The sequence below is a fragment of the Succinivibrio dextrinosolvens genome (genome assembly GCF_900116345.1).
Taxonomy (GTDB): domain Bacteria; phylum Pseudomonadota; class Gammaproteobacteria; order Enterobacterales; family Succinivibrionaceae; genus Succinivibrio; species Succinivibrio dextrinosolvens_B.
In genome coordinates this window covers 66,735-87,525 of record NZ_FPAH01000001.1, presented here as the reverse complement: position 1 = coordinate 87,525, position 20,791 = coordinate 66,735, and the positions used below count along the sequence as shown (strand labels likewise).

The following is a 20,791-nucleotide window of genomic DNA, read 5'->3' as shown; positions in this document are numbered from 1 at the left end:
AACGGTCGAGCTCCTACTTCTCCATTAGTCCAGATGCAGAATTGGTTGGGGTATAAACTCCGGCTGCGGTTGGGATCTTTTCATAGAATTCCATGTGCTCTTTTACTGCACGTACAAGATCACCGTAAGGCGGGATTTTGGTTTTGGTTAGACTCTGAATTGATCTATGCATGTCCTCTTCTGCTCTATCTATCTTCTTTTCGAGAGCTTCACGAACAGTCGCATTCTTCATGGAGGAAACCTGTATTCTGATTTCCTTTAGGATTTCTGTCATCATGGAGTGAGCACTGTGCAGAGCAATAGTGCCGATATATTTCTGAACAAGGTTTGCACCCAGGGACTGAGCATAATCCGACTGTGATGCGCCTGCAGATAAGCTCTGCAGTTTGGCAAGTGATTGGGCGATATGCGGATCAATAAACAGTACTGCAGCCTTCTGAGCATTAGTTCCTTTCTCGTTCTGTACCATTTTCTCAAGAGCACTTCCCGGCAAACAAGGAGAGTCTATATCTGTTGTTCCGCAGAGCTGATTGTAGAGTACACGTGCAAAGCCTTTTTTGGAGGTATCTTCATCTGTGTGGGGATAACCGTCCTTCTTGCATTCGTTATCACCGGAGCAGTTATATAGTTTGAAAGAGTTACCTAGAACAAAAGTCTCAAAATCTAGTATCGAAGGAATATCATCGATTGTGTTACCCGCCTCCATGTTATTTGCTGCAGTCGCATCTGCCTTGGATTCAGATACCTTTATCGATCCCACCATGGAAAGTACGATTTCCTCTAGTCCTTCTTTATAACCGATGTTTTTCAAACGGGCGTTAAACGGTCTTTCTATACCTCTGTCATAGTTAGCTTTCATGGCGTTCCAGAGCATATTGCCGTTAACATTCATTTTTTTTGCTGCTACCGGATCAGTCTTTTCTGCTGTGGTTTTAGGATCTTCAAAGGATAAGGCTGCTTTTGCCTGGTTAAAACCGGACTCGAAGTTATCTCCCACGTTCTTGACGCTGTTGATAAGTCCTGTGGTTGCCTGCCCGATATTCTGAATTGAATCTTTTACATTCCTGATGGTTGTGCCCATATCGGCATTACAAGTATCAGATACAAGCTTGTTAATCTCTCTTACAATGTCTGAGAACTTCTGCATAATCTCGGAAATAGCAGGGGAGACAACCATTAGCGCAACCTTGAAAAGAAAGCCCAGAGCGTTGGATGCGATTGAACGGAATAGCATGATAAGCTCGTCTGCATTGATGAATGAGAATGAGCCCATGAACATATCAATGCCACGACAGGATGCTTTAAAGCTTGGAGGTGAAAAGCTGACAAGATTTCCATTAAAGACACGGTTCTTTACTGTAAAGCTGCCGCCGGAAAAAACACTTCTGGTATTGGTCTGAAATGCCTTGGCACTTGTTGAATTGCTCATCGAGCCTAAATACTCATCCATGGCTGCTGCAATAAAGTTCTTGGCATAAACCGGCTGTGATACCGCAAGCATTGCTGTCATACAGGTAATAACTACAGAAATCTTTGAGACTTTCAGCACTTTTCTCTTGATATATAAGCAATTTTTTGACATGACTTTTGACTCCTAATAGCCACGTGGGATATAATCTTCGGTGAAATATTGATCTTTTGCTTTGGTGATCTCTTTGACTAGCAGAGCGGGATTGATATAGTTGGTATCCTCGCCATAAGGGTTTTTATCTGTCTTAAGCCCCTCTAACCTGCGTGAAAGAGCAGAGTCATGTGTAAGGACAGAGGCCAAAGAGGTTGAATCATCTATCGGTTTGATAGCGTTGAAATCGTCACGATCAAGCCAATTGTTTCTCTGAGCACTAACCAGAACTCTCCGGTTCAGATCAGTTAAAGTCACCATACCCTGTACTAAAGGGGTTATCTCTTTATTTTCTGCGTTATAGAAAAAGGTTGCGGGCAAAGCTCTTACTTTGTTCTCGTAAGCTACTTTTGGATTAACAGAATAGTCAGGATAAATCTTAATTACTTCATTATCCTTGTCGGGCTCGTCTACGGACACAGCCTTAACGGTTACACCGTATAATCTTTGTGCCACTTCAAGAACTCTGGCCTGGGCTATACACAGCTCGCAGTCGTTCTTAAAGACAAAGAACACGCCAACTTTCTCTTTGAAAAGTTTGTTAATGACACGTGATTGTTCTCGATTAACAATCTGAGTCTGATCTCGTGTTACTCCTCTAGGTGAACGTGCCACCTCATCAAGGTACGGATCACCCATAACAGCCATCTGACCGGCATAGGCAAACTGCTCTGAACGGTCAATTGCAAAACGCTGCAGATACATATAGGCACGTAAATTCTCTACAGTGGGATTGTCCCAGGCAACCTTACGGTATACATCAAGGTTCTGCTTTACCCAATCAGCTGAAAAGACCGATGGTGCTGTGGATTTTGTCTCTGACGTATCTTCTTTTGCTGTCTGTGTTTTCTGAATGTTTATAGCTATTTCTGGCTTTTTATCTTTCTTTTTTGAAGGATATTTTTGTGGATCTTTCTGATACCACCAATAACCTACTGCAGGCTCAGACCAATACGCTGTTGAAATTTTCTCTGTTTCTGCATGGACGGGTATCTGAAAGCACAGCAAAGAAACAGTAAGTGCTCCAACTGTCTTCTTTAGCGTTTTTCTCATTTGTTACCTCATTGATCAATGACTTTCACGGATTGTAAAGAATGTGAACTAGATAGATTTAGCCGTGTAGGGGAGATCTTGGGGAGAGGTCTTTTGCGTTTTTAGGCAAGAATTAAGAGATTTAGTTAATAGTAATAATTATCGTTATAAATCAATAAACTAAAAAATTATTTCATTGTATTTCAGTAAGATAATAAATTTTGCTAAGTTTTAGCTAAGTTTTTTTATATTTAGTGTCGTTAATAACGCAATTATTTATGTATAATCTATTCGTTAATTCTTGTGATAAAGGTCTTAATAATTGGATATAGTAAAAGTATTTACTAGGAAAATCAATCTACTAACAGCTTTGCTTATTCTTAGCAATCCTGTAAAAGTACACGCTCATAGTGTAACAGAATTTTTAAATAATACTGTTTATGGTGAGGTGGGAATGGTAGAAAGTATTGATCCTGCTTTACTGTATTCAATATCTCTTGTGGAGTCAGCGAAGAACGCTGGTAACAGAAATATAGCACCTCACAAATACGCTATTCGTACTCCGAAGGGAGCATTTTTTCCGAAGAGTTACGATGACGCGGTTAGCACACTGAATTATCAGTTGAAAATCTATAATCCAAAAATGATTGATGTTGGCTTAATGCAGATAAATGGTCAGCACTTTGGTAGGGTGAATAAACCCGAGGAGCTGCTTGATCCTCGTATCAACATTACAGTAGCCAGCAGGATTTTGAAACACGCAATGGATTCTACCTCTAACAAACTTATTGGCATTGGTAGATACCATTCATTTACCGAGTGGAGAGCTAGAGCTTATGGGGCAAGGGTTCTGGCTGTTTATAACAATTTAACAAGGATAAGATAGAAAGGAGTTTTACGTAAATGGCGAAAACCGTTATTTCCCCACGTGAAGCACGAGATAATGCATCATTACGTCTAGATATTCAGGCTAAGTTTAAACAGTATCCTGAATTAAGACAGAATTTACTATTCGATGCGACTGGTGAATTACGTTTACAGGTTTTACAGAAGAAAAAGACTATATACTCATTGGAAAGTCAGTTATGGGATTTACTAAAAGAATACTCACAGCACCCAGACGAGCTTTCCGGCAACATCCACAGACTATTCAACCTATCTGACGAGATTCTGGAGATCACAAGAGCGGTTAAGGACACATCATTATTTGACCGTCTCAAAGATCGCTTCTTTTTAAGTTTTTCGATCTGCAACGAAGAGCAGATTGTTCAGGACTATCTTAGTGGCTACAGAAGAAATGGCGATTTTGCCAACAATCTGCAGCTTAAATTCTGGTCTGATTTTATGATGGCTCTGATTTCAACCAAACGTAAAATCGGCTCATATCAGCTTGGTATCTCTGAAACTCTTGAAAACTTAATCAGAGAAGACAACTCAAGTCTTCTTTCACATCTTATGTACTATCCAATCCGCTTTACCCCCCGTTTTACAGAAAAGCTTCTGTCGAATATTTTCTTAAATTCGATAACGGGCCCAAAGAGTAAAGAGGGGAGTTACATCGAGATGAAATATCTGCAGATAGCTAGTCTGGCTTCATCGAATATAAATACAAAAATGAAGATGATGAAGCAGTACAAGATGTTTTAATTCGGGCTTAAATGAAGAATGATGGGGGGATGTTCCAGACATGGACTCAGAGATTAACATTGCAATCGCAAACATACATCAGACAAAGATCAACGCTGCGGTAATCAAGGCACAGGTGCTGCTGCAGTATGATTTCAGTCTGTCCAACATAACTCTTTTAACCAGCATTAACGACAAGAAGATCAAAGAGATTAAAAACTCGATGATCGAAAGTAACTGTCTGGATGAAGAAGAACTAATAAAAAAGAAAAACGATATATTCAAAGAAAGAAACCTTATTACACGTAAAGGTTTGAACCACTATTTTATTAACGAACTGCTAATACACTACGCACATTTCCATGCCGGTGATCCTAATCAGCTTTTTGATATAGAGTCGCTGCTTATCGCATGGAATCTGATGATTATCCATAATCCGGAAGTCAGACATTCCGACATTAACGAAGCCATGAAGCTGTGCAGACTTATGAATGCTGAATGTCTCCTGTCTGACCCACAGGACGAAGATCCTGAAACCGCAGGAATATGGATGAGTAAAACCAAGGATTCAGAGAGCTTTTTCAGCTATTCAAACTGCAGCAATTACGATTTAGGTGATTCGGGGTATGAACAGCTTAAGCCTATGAATGATGTGCTAACAACTGTAAGAGCCATGAAGAACAGTCATGCAGCTTAGCTTATAAGCGTTCGGAGATGAGATATGTATAATCACTACACCAAAGAGCAGATTATGAATGAAATCAGCTCTATCAGATTACTTCTATTTGTAGGTCACATGGATTTTGCCTTAAAGCAGGCAAGGATTTTAAGTGAGGAACAGGTCAGAAAAATAGGAAAGATTTTATCTGAGCTGGCACTTAACGGGATGTATAGATACCTGGGGGATAAGGACGAGACAAAGTTCTTATACAACAGTCTGTTTATCAATCCTGCCGAGTGTGCGAATGAAGACTTTTTTTAGTCATTAAACAGCCGGGTAGGCACAGTATTTTTAGGCCGGATTATAAGTTCCTAAGACAGTTCTATAAAAAAAATAGAATAAGAATTATGTACCACAGATATAGAAGTACCCTTCAAAAAATAGAGAAGTCGGCACTAAGTACGACCACTGTCTTTGTAGATATTCAGATTAGTTGTTAGAGATATTCTGAATTTATAGTCCTTAAAAAAAATAAACCCCGAAACTTTTAGCAGGAGCATCGGGGCACAAATGGATACACTCAAAAATTGTCATTAGTATCCTATGGGTTTGTATTATAGATACATCGTATTTTTTTGTAAAGTTAAGTTACATTATCTGAGCATTTAGAAGTATCAGAAGACGGTAGAGAGCTATCTGTCTTCAGCAGACCTATATAGAAAAAAAAGAGTGTATCCCCATAAGGAAAATTATGTTGGATATACCACAGGCTAAAGAGCAGGCCTGCATGATTCCGATAGAGGATCAGCGAAAAATTATTGAAGAAATGAGCTCTGACAGGACAGATCTATCTGCAGAAAAGGAGAGTGAAAAGCTATTCTCAATTGCGGATTTAACACTCAGCGTAACCGGAATTATTTACCATGGACAGCTCAGTCTTCCAATTACACCGACACAGAAAGTTTTTCTGTCGATACTTAACAATATCACGAAGAACTCAAGTGATATGAGCATTGATTTAACCAACGAGCAGATAGCTCAGAGAAGTCAAAGTCTGTTTAGTTATACTCAAGTAAGAAGACACTTAAACGAGCTTGAGGAGCACACCATTCTTTACCGTTACGAGGGTAACGGCAAGCGTCAGTTCATCATCAGAAATGAAGAGAATTACAACCGCAGAAAGTATCTTCTAATCTTCAACCTTAAAGATGAAAACGGGTACTTTATTCTTTCTGATCGTGACTCGCTGGTATTCTCATATCTTCTGAATAATTCATCTTTCTACGCACGTGCAGGCGTGGGGCTGATAACCGATGACACCAGAGCGGAAACGATAAGTTCTAAGCTTGGAATTTCAAAACAGACCTTAAAAAGAGCGTTCAATAATCTAAAAAACAAAGGTCTTTTTACCTGTGCAGTGGACAGAAAATCGAAGACAGAATCTGTTGTTCGTGCGGTTAATTTTAATGTCGAAATCGCCAACAAATATTCTGAAAAAGTTCATCTGGAGAAGTCTGATAACTGTAGAAAAACTCTTGAGAAAAGATTCAGAAATGAAAGCACAGACAATAGTAGAGAGAACGTTCCGACAGCAGAAGAATTAAGAGCTTTTGTGCAGAAAAAAATCTGTAAAAAACTGCAGAGAGTTACTTCAAAAAAATTTGGGCGCAAGACGCTTAATCAGAAAAGATCTTACCCACAGGGGAAAACTAATCAGACAGGACAGGGGAGCTTAATCAAAAACGTTACCCCTATAAATAAGGACTCTAACAGTTCTTCTAAACTGAATTTTATTAACTCACAACCAACGCCTTCGTCGTCAGTTGTGAATATAGATTTATCTGTTCCCGACATAGGAAAAGATGATCTTGGATTAAGAATTTACGTTGACCATAACCTAAGACCACTCAAGATCCTTTACCCCGATCTGAACATAAAAGACAGTGTCTGCTGCTTTGTACCGAAGTATGGTTCTGCAGCTCACTTAAAACTTAATCTGACTCCTAAGACAACTTATTTTCTGTCGAGAATTAACAGCAGAAGTGTTGATGGATTAAGTGAAAAAGAAATCCTGGAGTTATTAAAAAAACGGAGACTTTGTCTGGAAATTAAGAGAAGTCTTAATGAGAATCCGCAAAGGTTTCTTCTAACAAGAACAACATAGAAACAAACTCTTTATGAGAGAACAAGAAATGATAATTAACACCAAAAACTTCATATTAAGGGGATATCGCCATGGATAATGAACGTAAAGAGGAAATCAAACTTTTTCTTGATCGTGTCATGGATTTTATTAAATCCTCAAAGAAAGATCTGAGCTTAAATTACAGAAAATCCATGTCGAATTTATCTCTGATGGAATACTACGATACGTGTAGTGAGCTTGATAAAACCGCTCAGAAATTCTGCAGAAAGTTAAAAGCTTTTCTGATGAGTAGTGAGTTTGCAGAACTGCCTTCTCAGATGCAGAAAAAAGCTCAGAGTACCGGACAGAATTTACGGGCTCTGCGTAATGAAATCAGTAACGAAAAATTCAAATGCAGGGAGCTGATTCTCTCACTTTTATTCATGGCAATTGATGCAGAAGGCTTTGATGAAAACACAACTGATTCTGAGATTGAACAGCTAAATTCTTTCTGCAGCAGTTATGGAAATCCAAAGGGTAAACCGGTGGTTCTACCTTGCGATGTGGATTATAACGATAAAGCTAAAGCAATTAAATTTATGGACAGAAATGAGCTGATAGACTCCTCTTTAGAAGATGATAATGAGGACTTGAAAGAAGGCGCTTAATTTCTCAATGTCTGGTTATTTTTCTGATTTTAGAAAGTGGCATCCCCTATGCCACTTGATACATACAATAGGCGGTTTCTCTCTGTGTTTATAGCAGCTCTCCCAAAGTTACCCCTATCCTCAGACCTTTGTGCTTATCGAGTTTCTATAATCCCACAAACGACAATACCCGTACCCCTTAATACATACATAGTAAGGTTTTTAAAACACGTTTATTACTAAATGGCTTGCCCCATGCCCTTTAATAATACAAATATATATAACCTTTTGTATTTATTAAGAAAAAAGGTATAAAAGGATATGTTCGTATTATAGGGGACGCCCCTCGTCTCCTCTAAATGCATGTATATCAGATGACACCCATTAAGGAGCATTAGAACCTTGAACGAACACAATAACAGAGTGCAAGAAGTAAGAGAACTTGCTGAACAGCTCATAGGGAATATAGGCAAAGACAGCAGAGACTCCGATGATCTCTACACGGAAATAACAGCAAATGATCTTTCTAACATTGAAAATGTTGCAATGAATATTCTTAAAAATGATGTAACAGACAGTGCTGCCTTTCTCAAAATGATCATGTATCTGTACGCAAAAAAACTCAAATCAGATTTTTATAAAGAGTCCACTTCTGAGGCTAAATCCCGAAACGAGTTTTTTGAATTTACCGTTTATCCGAACTTTGTAAAAAACGAATTTCCTAAAAACAATCTTATAGAAAATTCCGGTCAGTGTGAAACCATTTATTGGTTCAAAAAGGGCGGGAGAAAAAAAGACGGTGAAACTAAATTCTTCTACAAGATGATTACACAAGATCCTGTTAAAGGATATACGAGAAACTGTTTCCACGGTAAGAAGTGGCAGATTGATTTAGTAATGAAATACGAGAAAGCTTTTGCAGAAATCAGAAAGATGAACAAGTATCTGACAGAGCTTAAACGCCAGAAGAATTACATGGTCGCATCCCTTGAAGTTTTTGCAAGGAAGATCAGTACACCAAACGGTTTTGATAAGAAATCTCTCAAGCCGATTATGGACAATTCTATCTTTGATTTAGACGGTGGACTTAACGATGAATAAATATCTTAAGATTGGTGGCTGCTATCTATTTTGTTTTGGTTTATGTATAGCGATTGCAGTAAATCTTCTGGCTCAGTTTCACGTTAAGGCAAATGTCTTTGAGAATCTAAAAAGAATGAATTTTGAGATTCAGAAAGACGGTTTCTTTTCAGAAAACATTAACGTGATTTCGAGGAAAGACAAAAAAAGAGTTGCGAGTATTTCAATTAAAAACTTCTTACTCTTTTCGAGTGGTTCTGTCGACATAGCCGAAGACTTTTCTATACAAAATGGTCTGACAAAGCATTTTGATTTTTACATTAACGGTTTCACCGGAGCTGACATTACTTTCAAGAAAATAAAACCAGACCCATATTATTTTTCAAGGACAGAAAAAATCACTGCAGATGTAATCGAGGGTGAAATCAAACTCACTAATTCTGATTTAAAAAATCTGAACAGAAAAAATTACAGTGACATGATTGTTGCGGAGATTAAAACTCCCAAAGCAGAGTTTCGTTCAAAGAAATTTCCTGAATATAACTCTGAACTTTATGGCGTGACCTACGTTGCTCCTATTTCCTCTTTAACTAATTCTGATAACAGATATCTTCCTATGGCACCGGAACATTCTGAGCTGAAGATTGATACTCTGAGTTTCAAAACCGCCAGGGGAGATTTTGATTTAACCGAGGTGGATATTTCTCGAGGAATCAGAGAGGACAAAAAGACACAGGAAAAGAATGTCTTCAAATTCAAAGTTGCAAATGGACTTGGTAGTTTCTCTCTGTATGGATACAACGATAAGGTAAGAAAGGACGAAACACTTGAGCATTATATGGATCGCATTAACGCTCGATATATTCTTAGCCTTGGTGGTGTTGCCTTTATGGAAAACCCAACTCCTTTCTACAGAATGATGTTTGAAAAAGGACTTCTGTCTTTATCTGATAACGGACGTAATCTGATGAGCAGAATTAACTTTGAAAAGGGGGAGCCGACCTTTAACGGAAGACCAAAAGATGATCTCTTTGAAGTGCTGGCTAAAACAGTAAACGGGTCAATACAGTAATTGGTGACGAGAGTATAACGAGAATGCTCATAGAGACGTTTCTCTAAAAAAATGGTATCAATGTATGGAAAAGATTAAGTTAAGTGAGCTATCGCAGTTTCTGATAGCTTTATGTGTAATGGTGATTGTGTACTCTGGCTATATGCTGGCTGATAGATGTTTTGTTCTGTCAGATCGCATTGTTCAGCTTGAGAAGGAAAACACTGAACTTTATACAATCATAAATGCAGATTTACTTGCTGGAGATAACGAAAAGATTAAGGCTTTTAAAGCTCATATTCTGAAGAAATATTCTGTGGTATCAAAGTCAGATTCTGTAACTCCGGAGATGAAAAGCCGATAAATTGCAGCGGGTAGCAACCATCGTGAAATTATGATTGCTACTCCCTAATCTAACAGTCAACCCATTCAATCTCATCTTGGATTTCCCAAAAGGTTTTACCGTCTATAATGGGATCTTTTTGAAACGCATCAATATCGTAATCGCCTTTTTTTGTTTTACTCCAGATATAACTGTCAGACCATGGTTCCCATTGTTCAATTACAAGTTCATAGTTTATAGCATCGTCACTAAAACCCTGTGCACAGTATTTCTTCCCTTTATATAGGAAAACAACTTCAAATCCATCGCTAAGTAAATCTAAAAATTCATGAACATCACCGTTAATCATAATTTTACTCCTCTTAGGAATGGTTTGTATTTTTCTTTTTCTTGCTGTGTAAGTAATCTTGTTGTTCTGTTTTCTTTTGAGAAATCTCCTGGTACTTTGTACTCATGGATATGTAAAACATTATTTCCGCTTTTACCTAACTTTCCTTCTGGATGATATGCTATTTCGGCAACGAGATATCTATCCTTATTATAAATTCTCATTTCATGAAATGTACCGTCGGGTTTTAGTTTTATATAAGCAGTACTGCTGTGAGCTTCTACAGGTAAACTATGATGACCACGTAATCCTTCTAATACTTGAACTCCATTGATTCTGCCAACAGTTTTATATGTGAAAGCAACATTATTCCCTGCCGCAAAAGATCCTCTTCCTCCCATTATTGTTTACCTCCAATCTTTCTTGAGTTACAGTAATCAAAGGAAAAGATATTTCCTTCCATTTCGTGAAAAGGTGTTCCTAAACAGATTATTTTGTTTGGAGACAATTCTTCTAACATACGGTCATATCCACGCAAGAATCTAAGTTTTGACTTTTTAGCCCCAATCATTCCTATTGCAACTATTCCGTATTTTTCAACACCTTTAAAGCAAAACTCATAGGATGAATATAAAGACCAACTAATTGTGGGAATAACTTGTATGCCTTTTGATTGCCAATAGGCACCGCACCATCTGTTTTTTCCTACACTTTCAATCTGTCGCCATATAGGCATATCCGCATACAAGGAGAAATCTGGTGTTAAAACAAATTTGTACTGTTTTAACAGATTTATATATTTCTCGTAATGATCAAAGTATTTAGTAAATCTATAGTCATCTACGAAAAAATGAACTCCAACATTGCCGTTATTAGACTTGTCGTTGGGTTTAATGTCCGATACAGGCTTTAGTACTATTCCTCTAAGGTCTATATCTTGTTTCCGTACTAGAGGAAAACCGAATCTGTTTTCTGAGTGAAATTGATTTCTTAAAAATGATTCATTGTTTCTTTTCTGTTCGCTCAATGATTCCATAATTATTCTCCGATTAAATTGGATTCCTTATGGAAAATGTACAGAAAAATGATGAAGGTTTTCAGATATCAAAATTTTGTTACTAGTAAAAAAAAGTTTTTACTAGTAACAGAAGAAAGTTGATAGATTAGTCTAAAAGAAAGGCCTTAAGATCCTTATTGAGGATGTTCTCATATAAAGTGTCAATAATTCTTGGTAGAGACATAATGAAATGGTCTTGTGAAATAAAATCTCCTAAAAAGATATCTTTATTATTTTTGTATAAATCTACAAGTTTTTGAGTTAATTGTTTTGCTGACCCATTTGATGTTTCTTCACCACCATATAACATCTCATTTCCAACTGTTGACCATCCTCGAAGAGTTCCTCCTATAAAACAATCAATTTTTTCTGGATAGTTTTCGTTGTCAGAAAGTTTTAACCATTCTTTTTTTTCTTCTTTGGAGGTATTCCAATAATCTAAAAGCTGTTGATATAAGGCCTTATATATTATTTCCCATTCAAGAAGTTGATTATCTTTGTATGAAAATGAATAGTTGAGTTGCTGATTGTGAGCCTGATAAATTTTAGATTTTGTCCCTTTCCTAATCTGTTTGACGTTTTCTAAATTTGCTAAGTAACGTTTTATTCTGGCAAGGATTTTTTTAATATCGTAAAAACTATCATCAATATAGTAAATGGTTACTAGCGTTGTATGGTCAACAATCAAAGAAGTAATCATGCTTTCATATTTATTAGTTTTGTCTTTTTTACGCCCCATTTTTTTTAATACTGAAAAAGTGTCCAAAACATCATAAATAGTTTCAACAACCTTATCTTCTTGCGCTTTAATGAGTCTTTTTATTCGTTTTTTGTTATTTTGTGAAGCAGTTTCAATTGGAATAATTAAGTTTTCACATATATTATCAATTTCTGGATCATCAAATTTATTCCATTTTTTATGAGCTTTAACTGTATTAGCACTAGCAACGGGAATAAAAGGTCTCCATCCAAAAAATGATGAGTTGTATTGCTTATCGTAATAATCAACAAGTGTCTTGATACTCAAACTTGTTCTGTTTTCTAGAATTTCAACAAGATCCTCAATTGTAGAACGGTAGGTTTCCAAAATATTTTTATGGAATAATTGATCAGTAAACTCTTTTGATTCTTTAGATAAAAATGCCATTTATTTCACTCCGCCGATACTTTATTCAATTAGTTAAAACTTCGGATATGATTCTGAAAATCTTACTTGTAAAGAAGTCAGTTTGATTCAAGAAATTAAATATATTTGAAATTATACGTTAGAAATTAGAATGCAAATTGAGAGTGTTTTCTTGTTTTAAGTGCAAGAAATGATTTCTAAAGAACTTCATATAATGCTAGTGGATAGAAATTCTATTAAGGCAAAATAACAATACTCAGAACTATCTGGACATAGCACTGAGTATTACTTCATTTTACCATTTGCATGGTAAATTAGAATCATCGCTTATTTGGGTAGGGGAATTAGCAGTTCTCCAACCTTTTTCTTTATAGATTTTTGCTCTAAAACTTCAGCTCTCAAGCCCTTTCAGAATTAAAGACAATATATAAGCATTTCTACTCATATATAATTTTTTAGACTCTTCATCGAGACGATCCCAAATCTCTTTTGGAAGATATAGGTTTCGTGCTATAGGTTTGTCCTCTGGAGCAATTCTAGGTTTTCCTTTTAGCTTCTCCGATTTTGTTCCTTCAAGTGATTCTGTCTCAATATTTTGGGAATATATCATTTGTTTTTCTCGATTAATAACAAGTTTACTAAAATGCTTTTGAAGAAAGTCTGTATTTGTAGCCGTTAGACAAAATGAAGGTACAACGAGAGCCATCGTAACGTATACGAACTAATTGACCTGTTAACGTATATTTCTGTCCAACTTCATAAGCAGTTGAGTTGGAAAAATCTTTATATTCAATAAAATTTTCTCCAACTAATTTTGTGTATACTCTGGTGTGATGTCTGTTTGGAGTACCATCATCTAGGTTCTGCCCAAATTCAAAAAGGTCAGGCATGTGTAGATGAATGTAAGATGCGGTAGCTGTTACCGTATAAAGATCTCCTAGCAATTTTTGTTCTTCTCTCATATTTCTTCTGTATTGTCTGCACACTTGATCAAGAGAGTTCTTAGCTGGAACAGCCGGTTTATCAATACGTTCAACAAGATCAATCTGTGATAAGTGAGAGGTTTCTGTTTGAGAACCTACTGTCTGAGGATCACTTAACTGTCGTAAAGCTTCTAAATTAACACATCCGGTAGGCACAAGAGATAGGATTGCAAGAGTTGCAGCAACACCGATTTTTTTCAAGATAAATCCTTATTATCAGACTGATAAAAAAATGCTGACGCATTAGATGGTATATACACAATGTAGAAAAACGGACGTATGTTACGTGTGTTGACTTAGAAGATACTTATGGCTTTGTATAGGTGCAAAAAGATGTCAAAGTAGACTAATTATATTGTTAGTGTAATGGGATACATTATTGTCATAGATTTTATCATGCCGTTTTTAAGTCCTTTCTACTTTTCTTGTTTAGTTGATTTCCAATATCTATACTTCAAAAGAAGATTTTATTCAACAAATCGAAAAAATGGTCATAGTTTTATGGAAAAGAAGAAAATCTCTGATTATATAAATATTCCGAAAGATTTAGCTCCATCTCCTCCAGAATCTCAAATTTTAAAACTATTTGACGAAAAAGAGCTTATTTCTAAATCAAATTTCTAACCATAAAATCAATAACCATTTCGCCTGGTCAAGCAAGAATAAAACCGAGTTTAAAATTCTTTCTTGAACAAAATAAGTTATGCGACAAGAAAGTGAAAAACAATAACAATGACTTTTTGAAATTATCAGAAATACCATACAGAGTATAAGGAAAACTCAATGAAATACTGTAGATATTGTGGACAAGCAGAAGAAGACGATAATGCAATCTATTGCGAGAAATGTGGAAAACAGTTTCGGCAACATAACACTGATGAAGCTCAATCAATAAATACAGTAAGAGTTCACACTAAAAACGAATTATTAAATCTAATCAAGGTACACAAAAAAAATAAGAAGTATAACTGTGACCTTGACCTTGACTTTATTGATGTATCTGAAATTACAGATATGAGTTGTCTTTTTAAAGATTGTTCGTTTGAAGGAACTCAACTTAATATCAGTTCATGGAACGTATCTAATGTTACTAATATGGAGGGTATGTTTCAGAATGCTGAATTTAACGGAGATATCAGTAATTGGGATGTTTCTAATGTTACAAATATGAGTCATATGTTTGACGGCTCAAGATTTTTCGGCAAGATTAATCTTGGGGGCTGGGATGTCTCTAATGTTACCAATATGGAAAGTATGTTTGAACACTCAAATTTTTTCGGCAATATTAGTGAGTGGAATGTTTCTAATGTTACCAATATGAGTCATATGTTTTCTGGTTCTGTCTTTAATGGAGATATCAGTAATTGGGATGTTTCTAATGTTACTAATATGGAGAAAATGTTTGATGGTTCAAAATTTACAGGCGATATCAGTTCTTGGAATGTCTCTAATGTTACCAATATGAGGCATATGTTTTCTCGCTCTATCTTCAATGGAGATATCAGTAACTGGGATGTCTCTAATGTTGCTAATATGGGGTGTATGTTTGAGTATAACTATAAATTTAATCAATCACTTGAAAAATGGGATGTGTCTAAAGTTACGAATATGGGAGCTATGTTCTCATATTCAAATTTTAACAACAATATTAGCAAGTGGGATGTGTCTAACGTTACGAATATGTTTGGAATGTTTGGTTGTTCAAAATTTAATAATGATATTAGTGAATGGAATGTGTCTAATGTACGTGATATGCGTTTTATGTTCCAAGAGGCAGAATTTAATGGTGACATAAGTAAGTGGGATGTTTCTAATGTTACGAACATGAGTTGTATGTTTGACAAGTCAAAATTTAACGGCAATATTAGTGAGTGGAACGTTTCTAAAGTCACGGATATGAGTTATATGTTCAATGAATCAGAATTTAATGGTGACATAAGTAAGTGGGACGTTTCTAGTGTAAATGATATGACTCGTATGTTTTATCACTCAATCTTCAATGGAGACATAAGTCATTGGGATGTCTCTAATGTTACTAATATGGAGAGAATGTTTGAAGGTTCAAAATTTAACGGTAATCTTAGTGAGTGGAATGTGTCTGAAAAAACAAATAAGTTCCAAATGTTCAGTCATTCTTTATTTAATGGAAAATTTGGAGATTGGACTGTGAGTCATGGAACTTTTTTCCGTGGTGATATAGGAGAGAAAAAGAACAGGAACGAATAGTTTGCCACATTTGCAACTAAACACATACCTTTTGTTACTATAGCAAGAAAAAAATTAGTAAAAGGGAAGAATAATTTTGCACAAGGATACAGTATAGAGTCTTTAGCAGACAAAGCATAGTTTCTTACAATTAAAAAAAATAATCCTCCCTAATCTAGTTTTAGGGAGGATCAAGAAAAGGTATAATGTTTGTTTTCTAATTATAGGTTAAACGTGATTCTTTTGCCGTTTCTTCATGATTGGCCGGATCATTTTTCCTAATCTCATAATTGATTCTGTATATCGTAAGATCGGAAACATTAAACACATGTGGTAACGGGTTCTTTCCTGCAACCAGACGTTTATGTCTTGCAGCAACCGCCTGAGCTCTCTCTGTTTCAGATACCACATCGCCATACAAATCCTTTACTTTCCCTCCAGATGAGAACTCTGTAACTTTTGGATATTTCTCTGCACACTGCAGCAGGATTCCACCGTATTCCTCAGGCATCAGATAATCTGGATATGTTGGGAACTTCTTAAAATCTTCAGAAAGCATGAATGCCATACGTGGAGCGGTACAGAAAACAAAACAGCAAACAATGAGTGTACGGATGACGTTACTGTTCAAAATCCCCAGACGATATAGTATAAAAACACCAGCCAGCAGGAATGCAAAATTGGTAAAGATAAACGTTCTTCCTAGGGAGAAGAACACAGTAGGGGAGAAACCCATGACCACTCTCATCATAAGACCTATCGAAAGCATAGATAAAACAGCTATTCTGTCTTTCCCTGAGAGGTTTATCCTCCATACTCCATAAATCACTGCCCCCATAATCCCACAGGACACCAGAAACATTAAAACAATCTTTACGGAAGTTAGATCAAGCGTGTTTCCATAGCGGTAGTACAGAAGTGTAGAGTTAAGCTCGGTATTCATCAGTGAGCCCAGGTACTGCAGCAGCATTAGAACAGCAGCACACACAAGCATCTTAACCATGGACCAGCGGGTAAGTGCATAGATTACTGTCAGTACCAGAAACAGCATAAACGAGTTTAGATTGAAACAGTAATAAAGCAGCGTGGTCATAAGTCCCACGTAACTACGGTAGAAAACGGAGGTAGACAGATACTCTGGAAAACGCTCCTCCTCATGCACACACAGTCTGTAATCAGTAGCACCTGATACATAGAACAGCACTATGGAGAATATGCACAGCACTAAACACATGGTTACGAACGAGCGATTCTGCTTTGGCACATAGAAGTACAGTACCAATAGTCCTACTGTCATTCCGAAAGCAACCGTCTCAAGTGAAGATGCGAACAGGACACAGACAAACAGCAATAGAGCCTTATAACCATTGATTTCCCGTGAAAGCAGCAGCTTTACTGTCAAAATACCTAAAACCAGAGGGAGCTGAAAATTTATGATGCTGGTGAAATAGCCTGCGCCTTCTATTTCCTGATAGGACTGAAAGCCGCAAAGCAGGATTACCATTGCAATAAACCATGGCTTAGACAAACCGAATAATGCACAGATAACGGCAATAAGCCCCAGAGTAACTAAACCGCATATCACCTTGGGCAGCACTGTACTGTTGATATGCAGTATTCCGTACACCGTGTAGTCTATGAACACTCTCTGTGACCAGTTCGTAAAGCGCAGAGCAAGCCAGCGCAGTATTGGCATGTTGTTGTTATGATAGGATAAATCATCAAGGGTAATGGTTCGGCTATAAAGCCAATACAAAAAAATAGTAGCAAAAGCTACTACACATAACATTAAAGCCGTATTCACAAGATGTCGTTGCTGTAAACGCATCGTTAAGCTCCTTATTTGCCGTATTTTCTAAGTTGTTCCTGAATATATTCACTCCCGCCTACACGTCGCCCCTTATAACGTGAGTCGGTCTTCAGGCTGTGCTGCAGCTGTCCTAATATGTACTGCATCAGAAGTCTTTTTCTGTAACTGACACGGGTCGTTAAACGATTGGTGCTGACAATTTCCTCCTCCTCTTCCTCCTCATCTGCTCCATGTATTTTTGAGAACGCATAGTCCTTGAAAATTCTTCCCTGGTTGGGATTGGTATATACATCATGGTAATCGTCCTTTAAAAGCTCGATATCCGAGTTGTCGTTGATATAAAGCCCGACTTCGTTAATCTGGGCATTTAATGCCCTGCGGTTCTCCTCATTAAGCTTGGCTCCCATAAGATTCTCCTGAAGCTCTTTTGCTGCTTCAAGACGAACTGCTTTGGGAATAGACATGAACGGCTGTGGTTTAACCGTTGTCTGCTGCTGAACAGCGGTAGTTCTGTATAGTCTTAATCCCTTGAAAATATCACTGTAGGCAAGATAGGTGGAAAGGGAGCTGATAAGAATAGCTCCCACAATAATCTTTAGATGAAGTCTTTCCATACGTTACATCTCTCCAAAGGTTTCTTTTACAATGCCCAAAGGACTCTTGCCTTTAACCGATACCGCACAGATAGGCTTTCTGTACTTATCAAGATATACAACCTTCTCATCGTCTCCAGACAGGTCGATTTCCACCTGAATCAGACCGTCATTGGTTAACTGCAGAATCTGATTGATATGCTCCTTTACTTTACGTAGGCGTAAGGCTCTCTCTGTACTGCTCATTCTTTAATAGGCCTCCATTCCATTGCTGTTGCCGTTATAGCCCCCGATATTCACCTGCTGGGCGTTCTCCGGCATAGGAATGTCTGGTGTCAGCATTGGTCTGCCGCCGGTGTAATCGTCTATAAATTCAAGCTCTACCACCTCTCCGGTTTCTAGTAGCTGCAGACCGTAGTTGAATATCATGGCGTTGAATGCCTCTCTCTCGTAAGCCTTCATCCTGGCAATACCTCCCTGATTAAAGAAAGCCCTAATGACTTTCTTCATCTGATCTTTGCGTTCAGGAGATACATAAACCGGACGGTTCGGAAGAATTACACCGTCAGCTAAGTCTCTCTGCGCCTCATTTAAGGTGCGGTAGTTGTAATCAACGGTTCTGAACATCTGCTGATACTCCGCCTCACTCATTTCAAGACGAGGGTATTCAAGATGTGGTTTATGTTCAGTTTCGGAGAGCTCATAACGCACGTACTGTATCTGTGGTTTTACATATCCCTGAAGGTTGAAGAAACCATCAGAGTCTTTCTGCTCCCCATGGGATACCCCGTTGTTCTCCAAAGATCTGTTCTTTATCTCCTCAACCGCTTTATCTAGCTTCTGCTGTCGCTCCTTGCGGTTTTTAGAGAGCTCCTTATTGGTCTGACGCATAAAGTTCTTATAGTCTCTATGCTGCTCACGCTCTTCTTTCTCGTATTTCTTAAGCAGCGCTGTGAGCTTGGCTTTTCTCTTTGCAGATATATTCGGATCTTTAAGCAGCTCTCTGAGCGTATAGACCATCTTGGTTTTGTTCTGTACCTTCTCATTCTCTACAAACTTGCCGTAGTCCTTCTTAATCAGCTTCTCTTTGATGTTCTCAAACATGGTCTGCTGTTTAAGCTTAAGGATTTCCTGCTCCTCATCGGACATGGGGAGCTGTGACTCAAAGCCGAAGGTTGATTCATTCAGATTCTCTTCCTGGGACTCAAAACCAAAGGTGCTGTCATCGGCATTAACAAGAGTGGTTAACGCACAGGCTAAAGCAACGGCAAATAAGGTCTTACGAACGTTCATTTGTGTAACCTCAGAGCCTATGATTTCTGGCTCTTCTCCTTATTCTCAACAGCCAGTTCTTCTTCGGCGTTCAGCTTCTCAATCGCCTCCATGAGTACATATGGATCTTGTGCTCCGCCTATGAACTGCTCCTTTCCGGTCTTGGTATCAATGATGAGTGAGCCTGGAGTTCCGCTGACACCCTTGGCTGCAGCATAATTCTTGTTGTCCTCGATAATCTTCTTGGTGGCATCAGAGTTCAGACAGGAAAGATATTCCGCCTCGTCTAGTTCAAATGCCTTTGGAATAGAAGCTAAAGCAGATGAGCCCTTACCGTTGCCGAAGGTGGTATCAAAGAGGTGCTGCAGTGATACCCAGAATGCCTTATTTCCTTTCTGTTGGAAGATACATTCGGTCACAATCGCCTCGTTGGTAGCAACCGGATCATGGAAGGAAAGTGGTGTATGTACCCATTCCACGGCAACCTGACCGTTGGACTGATCGGCAACTTCTTTTGGTGTTTCAAAGAAATTCTTACAGAAAGGACATTCTACGTCTGAGAACTCTTTGATTAGGAAACGAGCCTGTGGATTGCCATAGAGATGACGGTTATTAGGTACAGTGTCCTGAGCATTGGCGTATTTTGCTTCTTTATTGATAACCTCTCTGCGAATCTCCTGCGAACGGATTTCCTCAAGTGCCTCAGATACCGCCAGGGCAAACTCCTGTTTGTTCATAAAACGGATTTCGCTGTCTGTAACAGTTGGAATACTGTTCTCTGCGTCTTTTGCCATATCGGTATTTTTTGCTGTAGCATTTACACTTTCGATGACATTCTGGGTAATACGAGCCTCTAGTTCAGCAAGTGCCTTGTTATCTAAAGACGTTGCTGTAGTCTCGTCCTGTGACAGTACAGTTCTTGAGATGTTCTCATCGGATTCCAGAAAAACATTATTGTGGCTGTTACGTACTGCGGTTACTGATGCAAAAGTTGCAATGCCCACGGCAAGATATGAGGTACATAAAGCCAGAGAACTTTTATTTGAAATTATCTGACGCATCACATCTGCTAGCTTGCTGATATTTAAAGTCTTTTTCTTATCTGTTTGATTTGCCTTAGAAGATTCTGCTGCCGGATTTGAGTTTTCTGCGCTATTATCTTTTTTAAATTTCTTTAGAAACATAATTTGTTCTCCTGAATAAAAAACACCCACATCATGCACTAAAGATC

The 20,791-nt window shown here is 37.8% G+C and carries 24 protein-coding genes; 11 read left to right on the top strand and 13 right to left on the bottom strand.

Going from position 1 to position 20,791, the window contains the following annotated elements:
- Nucleotides 1–13 precede the first annotated feature (13 nt).
- Complete coding sequence (locus BM308_RS00500; protein WP_074942348.1) at nucleotides 14–1,582, bottom strand: conjugal transfer protein TraH; 1,569 nt, start codon at nucleotides 1,580–1,582, stop codon at nucleotides 14–16.
- A gap of 12 nt (nucleotides 1,583–1,594) precedes the next feature.
- Entirely contained in the window at nucleotides 1,595–2,674 is a 1,080-nt protein-coding gene (gene traF, locus BM308_RS00495; RefSeq protein WP_074942347.1) for a conjugal transfer protein TraF, read from the bottom strand.
- A 301-nt stretch (nucleotides 2,675–2,975) separates the two neighbouring features.
- Here traF and BM308_RS00490 point away from each other — a divergent pair, with 301 nt between their 5' ends.
- The 9 genes from BM308_RS00490 to BM308_RS00450 all read left to right on the top strand — a co-directional run bounded on the left by BM308_RS00490 (nucleotide 2,976) and on the right by BM308_RS00450 (nucleotide 10,207).
- Nucleotides 2,976–3,539 (top strand): lytic transglycosylase domain-containing protein, encoded by a 564-nt coding sequence (locus BM308_RS00490; protein WP_083425373.1) that lies wholly within the window; start codon nucleotides 2,976–2,978, stop codon nucleotides 3,537–3,539.
- Between the two features lie 17 nt (nucleotides 3,540–3,556).
- The gene (locus BM308_RS00485; protein ID WP_074942346.1) at nucleotides 3,557–4,300 is read left to right on the top strand and encodes a hypothetical protein; all 744 of its coding nucleotides are present in this window, start codon (nucleotides 3,557–3,559) and stop codon (nucleotides 4,298–4,300) included.
- Nucleotides 4,301–4,340: 40 nt separating this feature from the next.
- Nucleotides 4,341–4,976, top strand: a complete 636-nt coding sequence (locus BM308_RS00480) for a hypothetical protein (protein ID WP_074942345.1) — start codon at nucleotides 4,341–4,343, stop codon at nucleotides 4,974–4,976.
- Nucleotides 4,977–5,000: 24 nt separating this feature from the next.
- Nucleotides 5,001–5,261 (top strand): hypothetical protein, encoded by a 261-nt coding sequence (locus BM308_RS00475; RefSeq protein ID WP_074942344.1) that lies wholly within the window; start codon nucleotides 5,001–5,003, stop codon nucleotides 5,259–5,261.
- 430 nt (nucleotides 5,262–5,691) lie between these two features.
- On the top strand, nucleotides 5,692–7,104 hold the full coding sequence (locus tag BM308_RS00470) for a hypothetical protein (protein WP_074942343.1): 1,413 nt from the start codon (nucleotides 5,692–5,694) through the stop codon (nucleotides 7,102–7,104).
- Nucleotides 7,105–7,175: 71 nt separating this feature from the next.
- Complete coding sequence (locus tag BM308_RS00465) at nucleotides 7,176–7,733, top strand: hypothetical protein (RefSeq protein WP_074942342.1); 558 nt, start codon at nucleotides 7,176–7,178, stop codon at nucleotides 7,731–7,733.
- 381 nt (nucleotides 7,734–8,114) lie between these two features.
- Complete coding sequence (mobI, locus tag BM308_RS00460) at nucleotides 8,115–8,813, top strand: conjugative transfer protein MobI(A/C) (RefSeq protein ID WP_074942341.1); 699 nt, start codon at nucleotides 8,115–8,117, stop codon at nucleotides 8,811–8,813.
- Nucleotides 8,806–9,864 carry a hypothetical protein gene (locus tag BM308_RS00455; RefSeq protein WP_074942340.1) on the top strand — a complete coding sequence of 353 codons (1,059 nt, stop codon included), beginning with the start codon at nucleotides 8,806–8,808 and terminating at the stop codon, nucleotides 9,862–9,864. The genes mobI and BM308_RS00455 overlap by 8 nt, the downstream gene beginning before the upstream one ends.
- Before the next feature lie 64 nt (nucleotides 9,865–9,928).
- Nucleotides 9,929–10,207 (top strand): hypothetical protein, encoded by a 279-nt coding sequence (locus BM308_RS00450; protein WP_074942339.1) that lies wholly within the window; start codon nucleotides 9,929–9,931, stop codon nucleotides 10,205–10,207.
- Between the two features lie 49 nt (nucleotides 10,208–10,256).
- On the opposite strand, the gene BM308_RS00445 is transcribed toward BM308_RS00450, so the two are convergent.
- The 6 genes from BM308_RS00445 to BM308_RS00420 form a co-directional block, all read right to left on the bottom strand.
- The gene (locus BM308_RS00445) at nucleotides 10,257–10,535 is read right to left on the bottom strand and encodes a hypothetical protein (protein ID WP_074942338.1); all 279 of its coding nucleotides are present in this window, start codon (nucleotides 10,533–10,535) and stop codon (nucleotides 10,257–10,259) included.
- Nucleotides 10,532–10,915, bottom strand: a complete 384-nt coding sequence (locus BM308_RS00440) for a glycosyltransferase family protein (protein ID WP_074942337.1) — start codon at nucleotides 10,913–10,915, stop codon at nucleotides 10,532–10,534. The genes BM308_RS00445 and BM308_RS00440 overlap by 4 nt, the downstream gene beginning before the upstream one ends.
- On the bottom strand, nucleotides 10,915–11,550 hold the full coding sequence (locus BM308_RS00435; protein WP_074942336.1) for a DUF4417 domain-containing protein: 636 nt from the start codon (nucleotides 11,548–11,550) through the stop codon (nucleotides 10,915–10,917). Before BM308_RS00435 ends, BM308_RS00440 begins: the two co-directional genes overlap by 1 nt.
- Before the next feature lie 127 nt (nucleotides 11,551–11,677).
- On the bottom strand, nucleotides 11,678–12,718 hold the full coding sequence (locus tag BM308_RS00430; protein ID WP_074942335.1) for a hypothetical protein: 1,041 nt from the start codon (nucleotides 12,716–12,718) through the stop codon (nucleotides 11,678–11,680).
- A 370-nt stretch (nucleotides 12,719–13,088) separates the two neighbouring features.
- Nucleotides 13,089–13,307, bottom strand: a complete 219-nt coding sequence (locus BM308_RS00425; RefSeq protein WP_074942334.1) for a hypothetical protein — start codon at nucleotides 13,305–13,307, stop codon at nucleotides 13,089–13,091.
- Between the two features lie 28 nt (nucleotides 13,308–13,335).
- A complete protein-coding gene (locus BM308_RS00420) occupies nucleotides 13,336–13,881 on the bottom strand; it encodes a hypothetical protein (protein ID WP_074942333.1) in 546 nt (181 codons plus the stop codon).
- A gap of 300 nt (nucleotides 13,882–14,181) precedes the next feature.
- On the opposite strand from BM308_RS00420, the gene BM308_RS13565 reads away from it, so the two are divergent.
- The gene (locus tag BM308_RS13565) at nucleotides 14,182–14,304 is read left to right on the top strand and encodes a hypothetical protein (protein ID WP_306704485.1); all 123 of its coding nucleotides are present in this window, start codon (nucleotides 14,182–14,184) and stop codon (nucleotides 14,302–14,304) included.
- A 159-nt stretch (nucleotides 14,305–14,463) separates the two neighbouring features.
- Entirely contained in the window at nucleotides 14,464–15,906 is a 1,443-nt protein-coding gene (locus tag BM308_RS00415) for a BspA family leucine-rich repeat surface protein (protein ID WP_074942332.1), read from the top strand.
- 196 nt (nucleotides 15,907–16,102) lie between these two features.
- On the opposite strand, the gene BM308_RS00410 is transcribed toward BM308_RS00415, so the two are convergent.
- The 5 genes from BM308_RS00410 to BM308_RS00390 are packed head-to-tail and all read right to left on the bottom strand — an operon-like array spanning nucleotide 16,103 to nucleotide 20,744.
- Nucleotides 16,103–17,713, bottom strand: a complete 1,611-nt coding sequence (locus BM308_RS00410) for a hypothetical protein (RefSeq protein ID WP_074942331.1) — start codon at nucleotides 17,711–17,713, stop codon at nucleotides 16,103–16,105.
- An 11-nt stretch (nucleotides 17,714–17,724) separates the two neighbouring features.
- Nucleotides 17,725–18,309, bottom strand: coding sequence for a hypothetical protein (locus BM308_RS00405; RefSeq protein WP_074942330.1), 585 nt, complete (start codon nucleotides 18,307–18,309; stop codon nucleotides 17,725–17,727).
- 3 nt (nucleotides 18,310–18,312) lie between these two features.
- The gene (locus tag BM308_RS00400) at nucleotides 18,313–18,534 is read right to left on the bottom strand and encodes a hypothetical protein (RefSeq protein ID WP_074942329.1); all 222 of its coding nucleotides are present in this window, start codon (nucleotides 18,532–18,534) and stop codon (nucleotides 18,313–18,315) included.
- A gap of 3 nt (nucleotides 18,535–18,537) precedes the next feature.
- On the bottom strand, nucleotides 18,538–19,581 hold the full coding sequence (locus BM308_RS00395; RefSeq protein ID WP_074942328.1) for a hypothetical protein: 1,044 nt from the start codon (nucleotides 19,579–19,581) through the stop codon (nucleotides 18,538–18,540).
- Nucleotides 19,582–19,598: 17 nt separating this feature from the next.
- On the bottom strand, nucleotides 19,599–20,744 hold the full coding sequence (locus tag BM308_RS00390) for a DsbA family protein (protein WP_074942327.1): 1,146 nt from the start codon (nucleotides 20,742–20,744) through the stop codon (nucleotides 19,599–19,601).
- Nucleotides 20,745–20,791 lie beyond the last annotated feature (47 nt).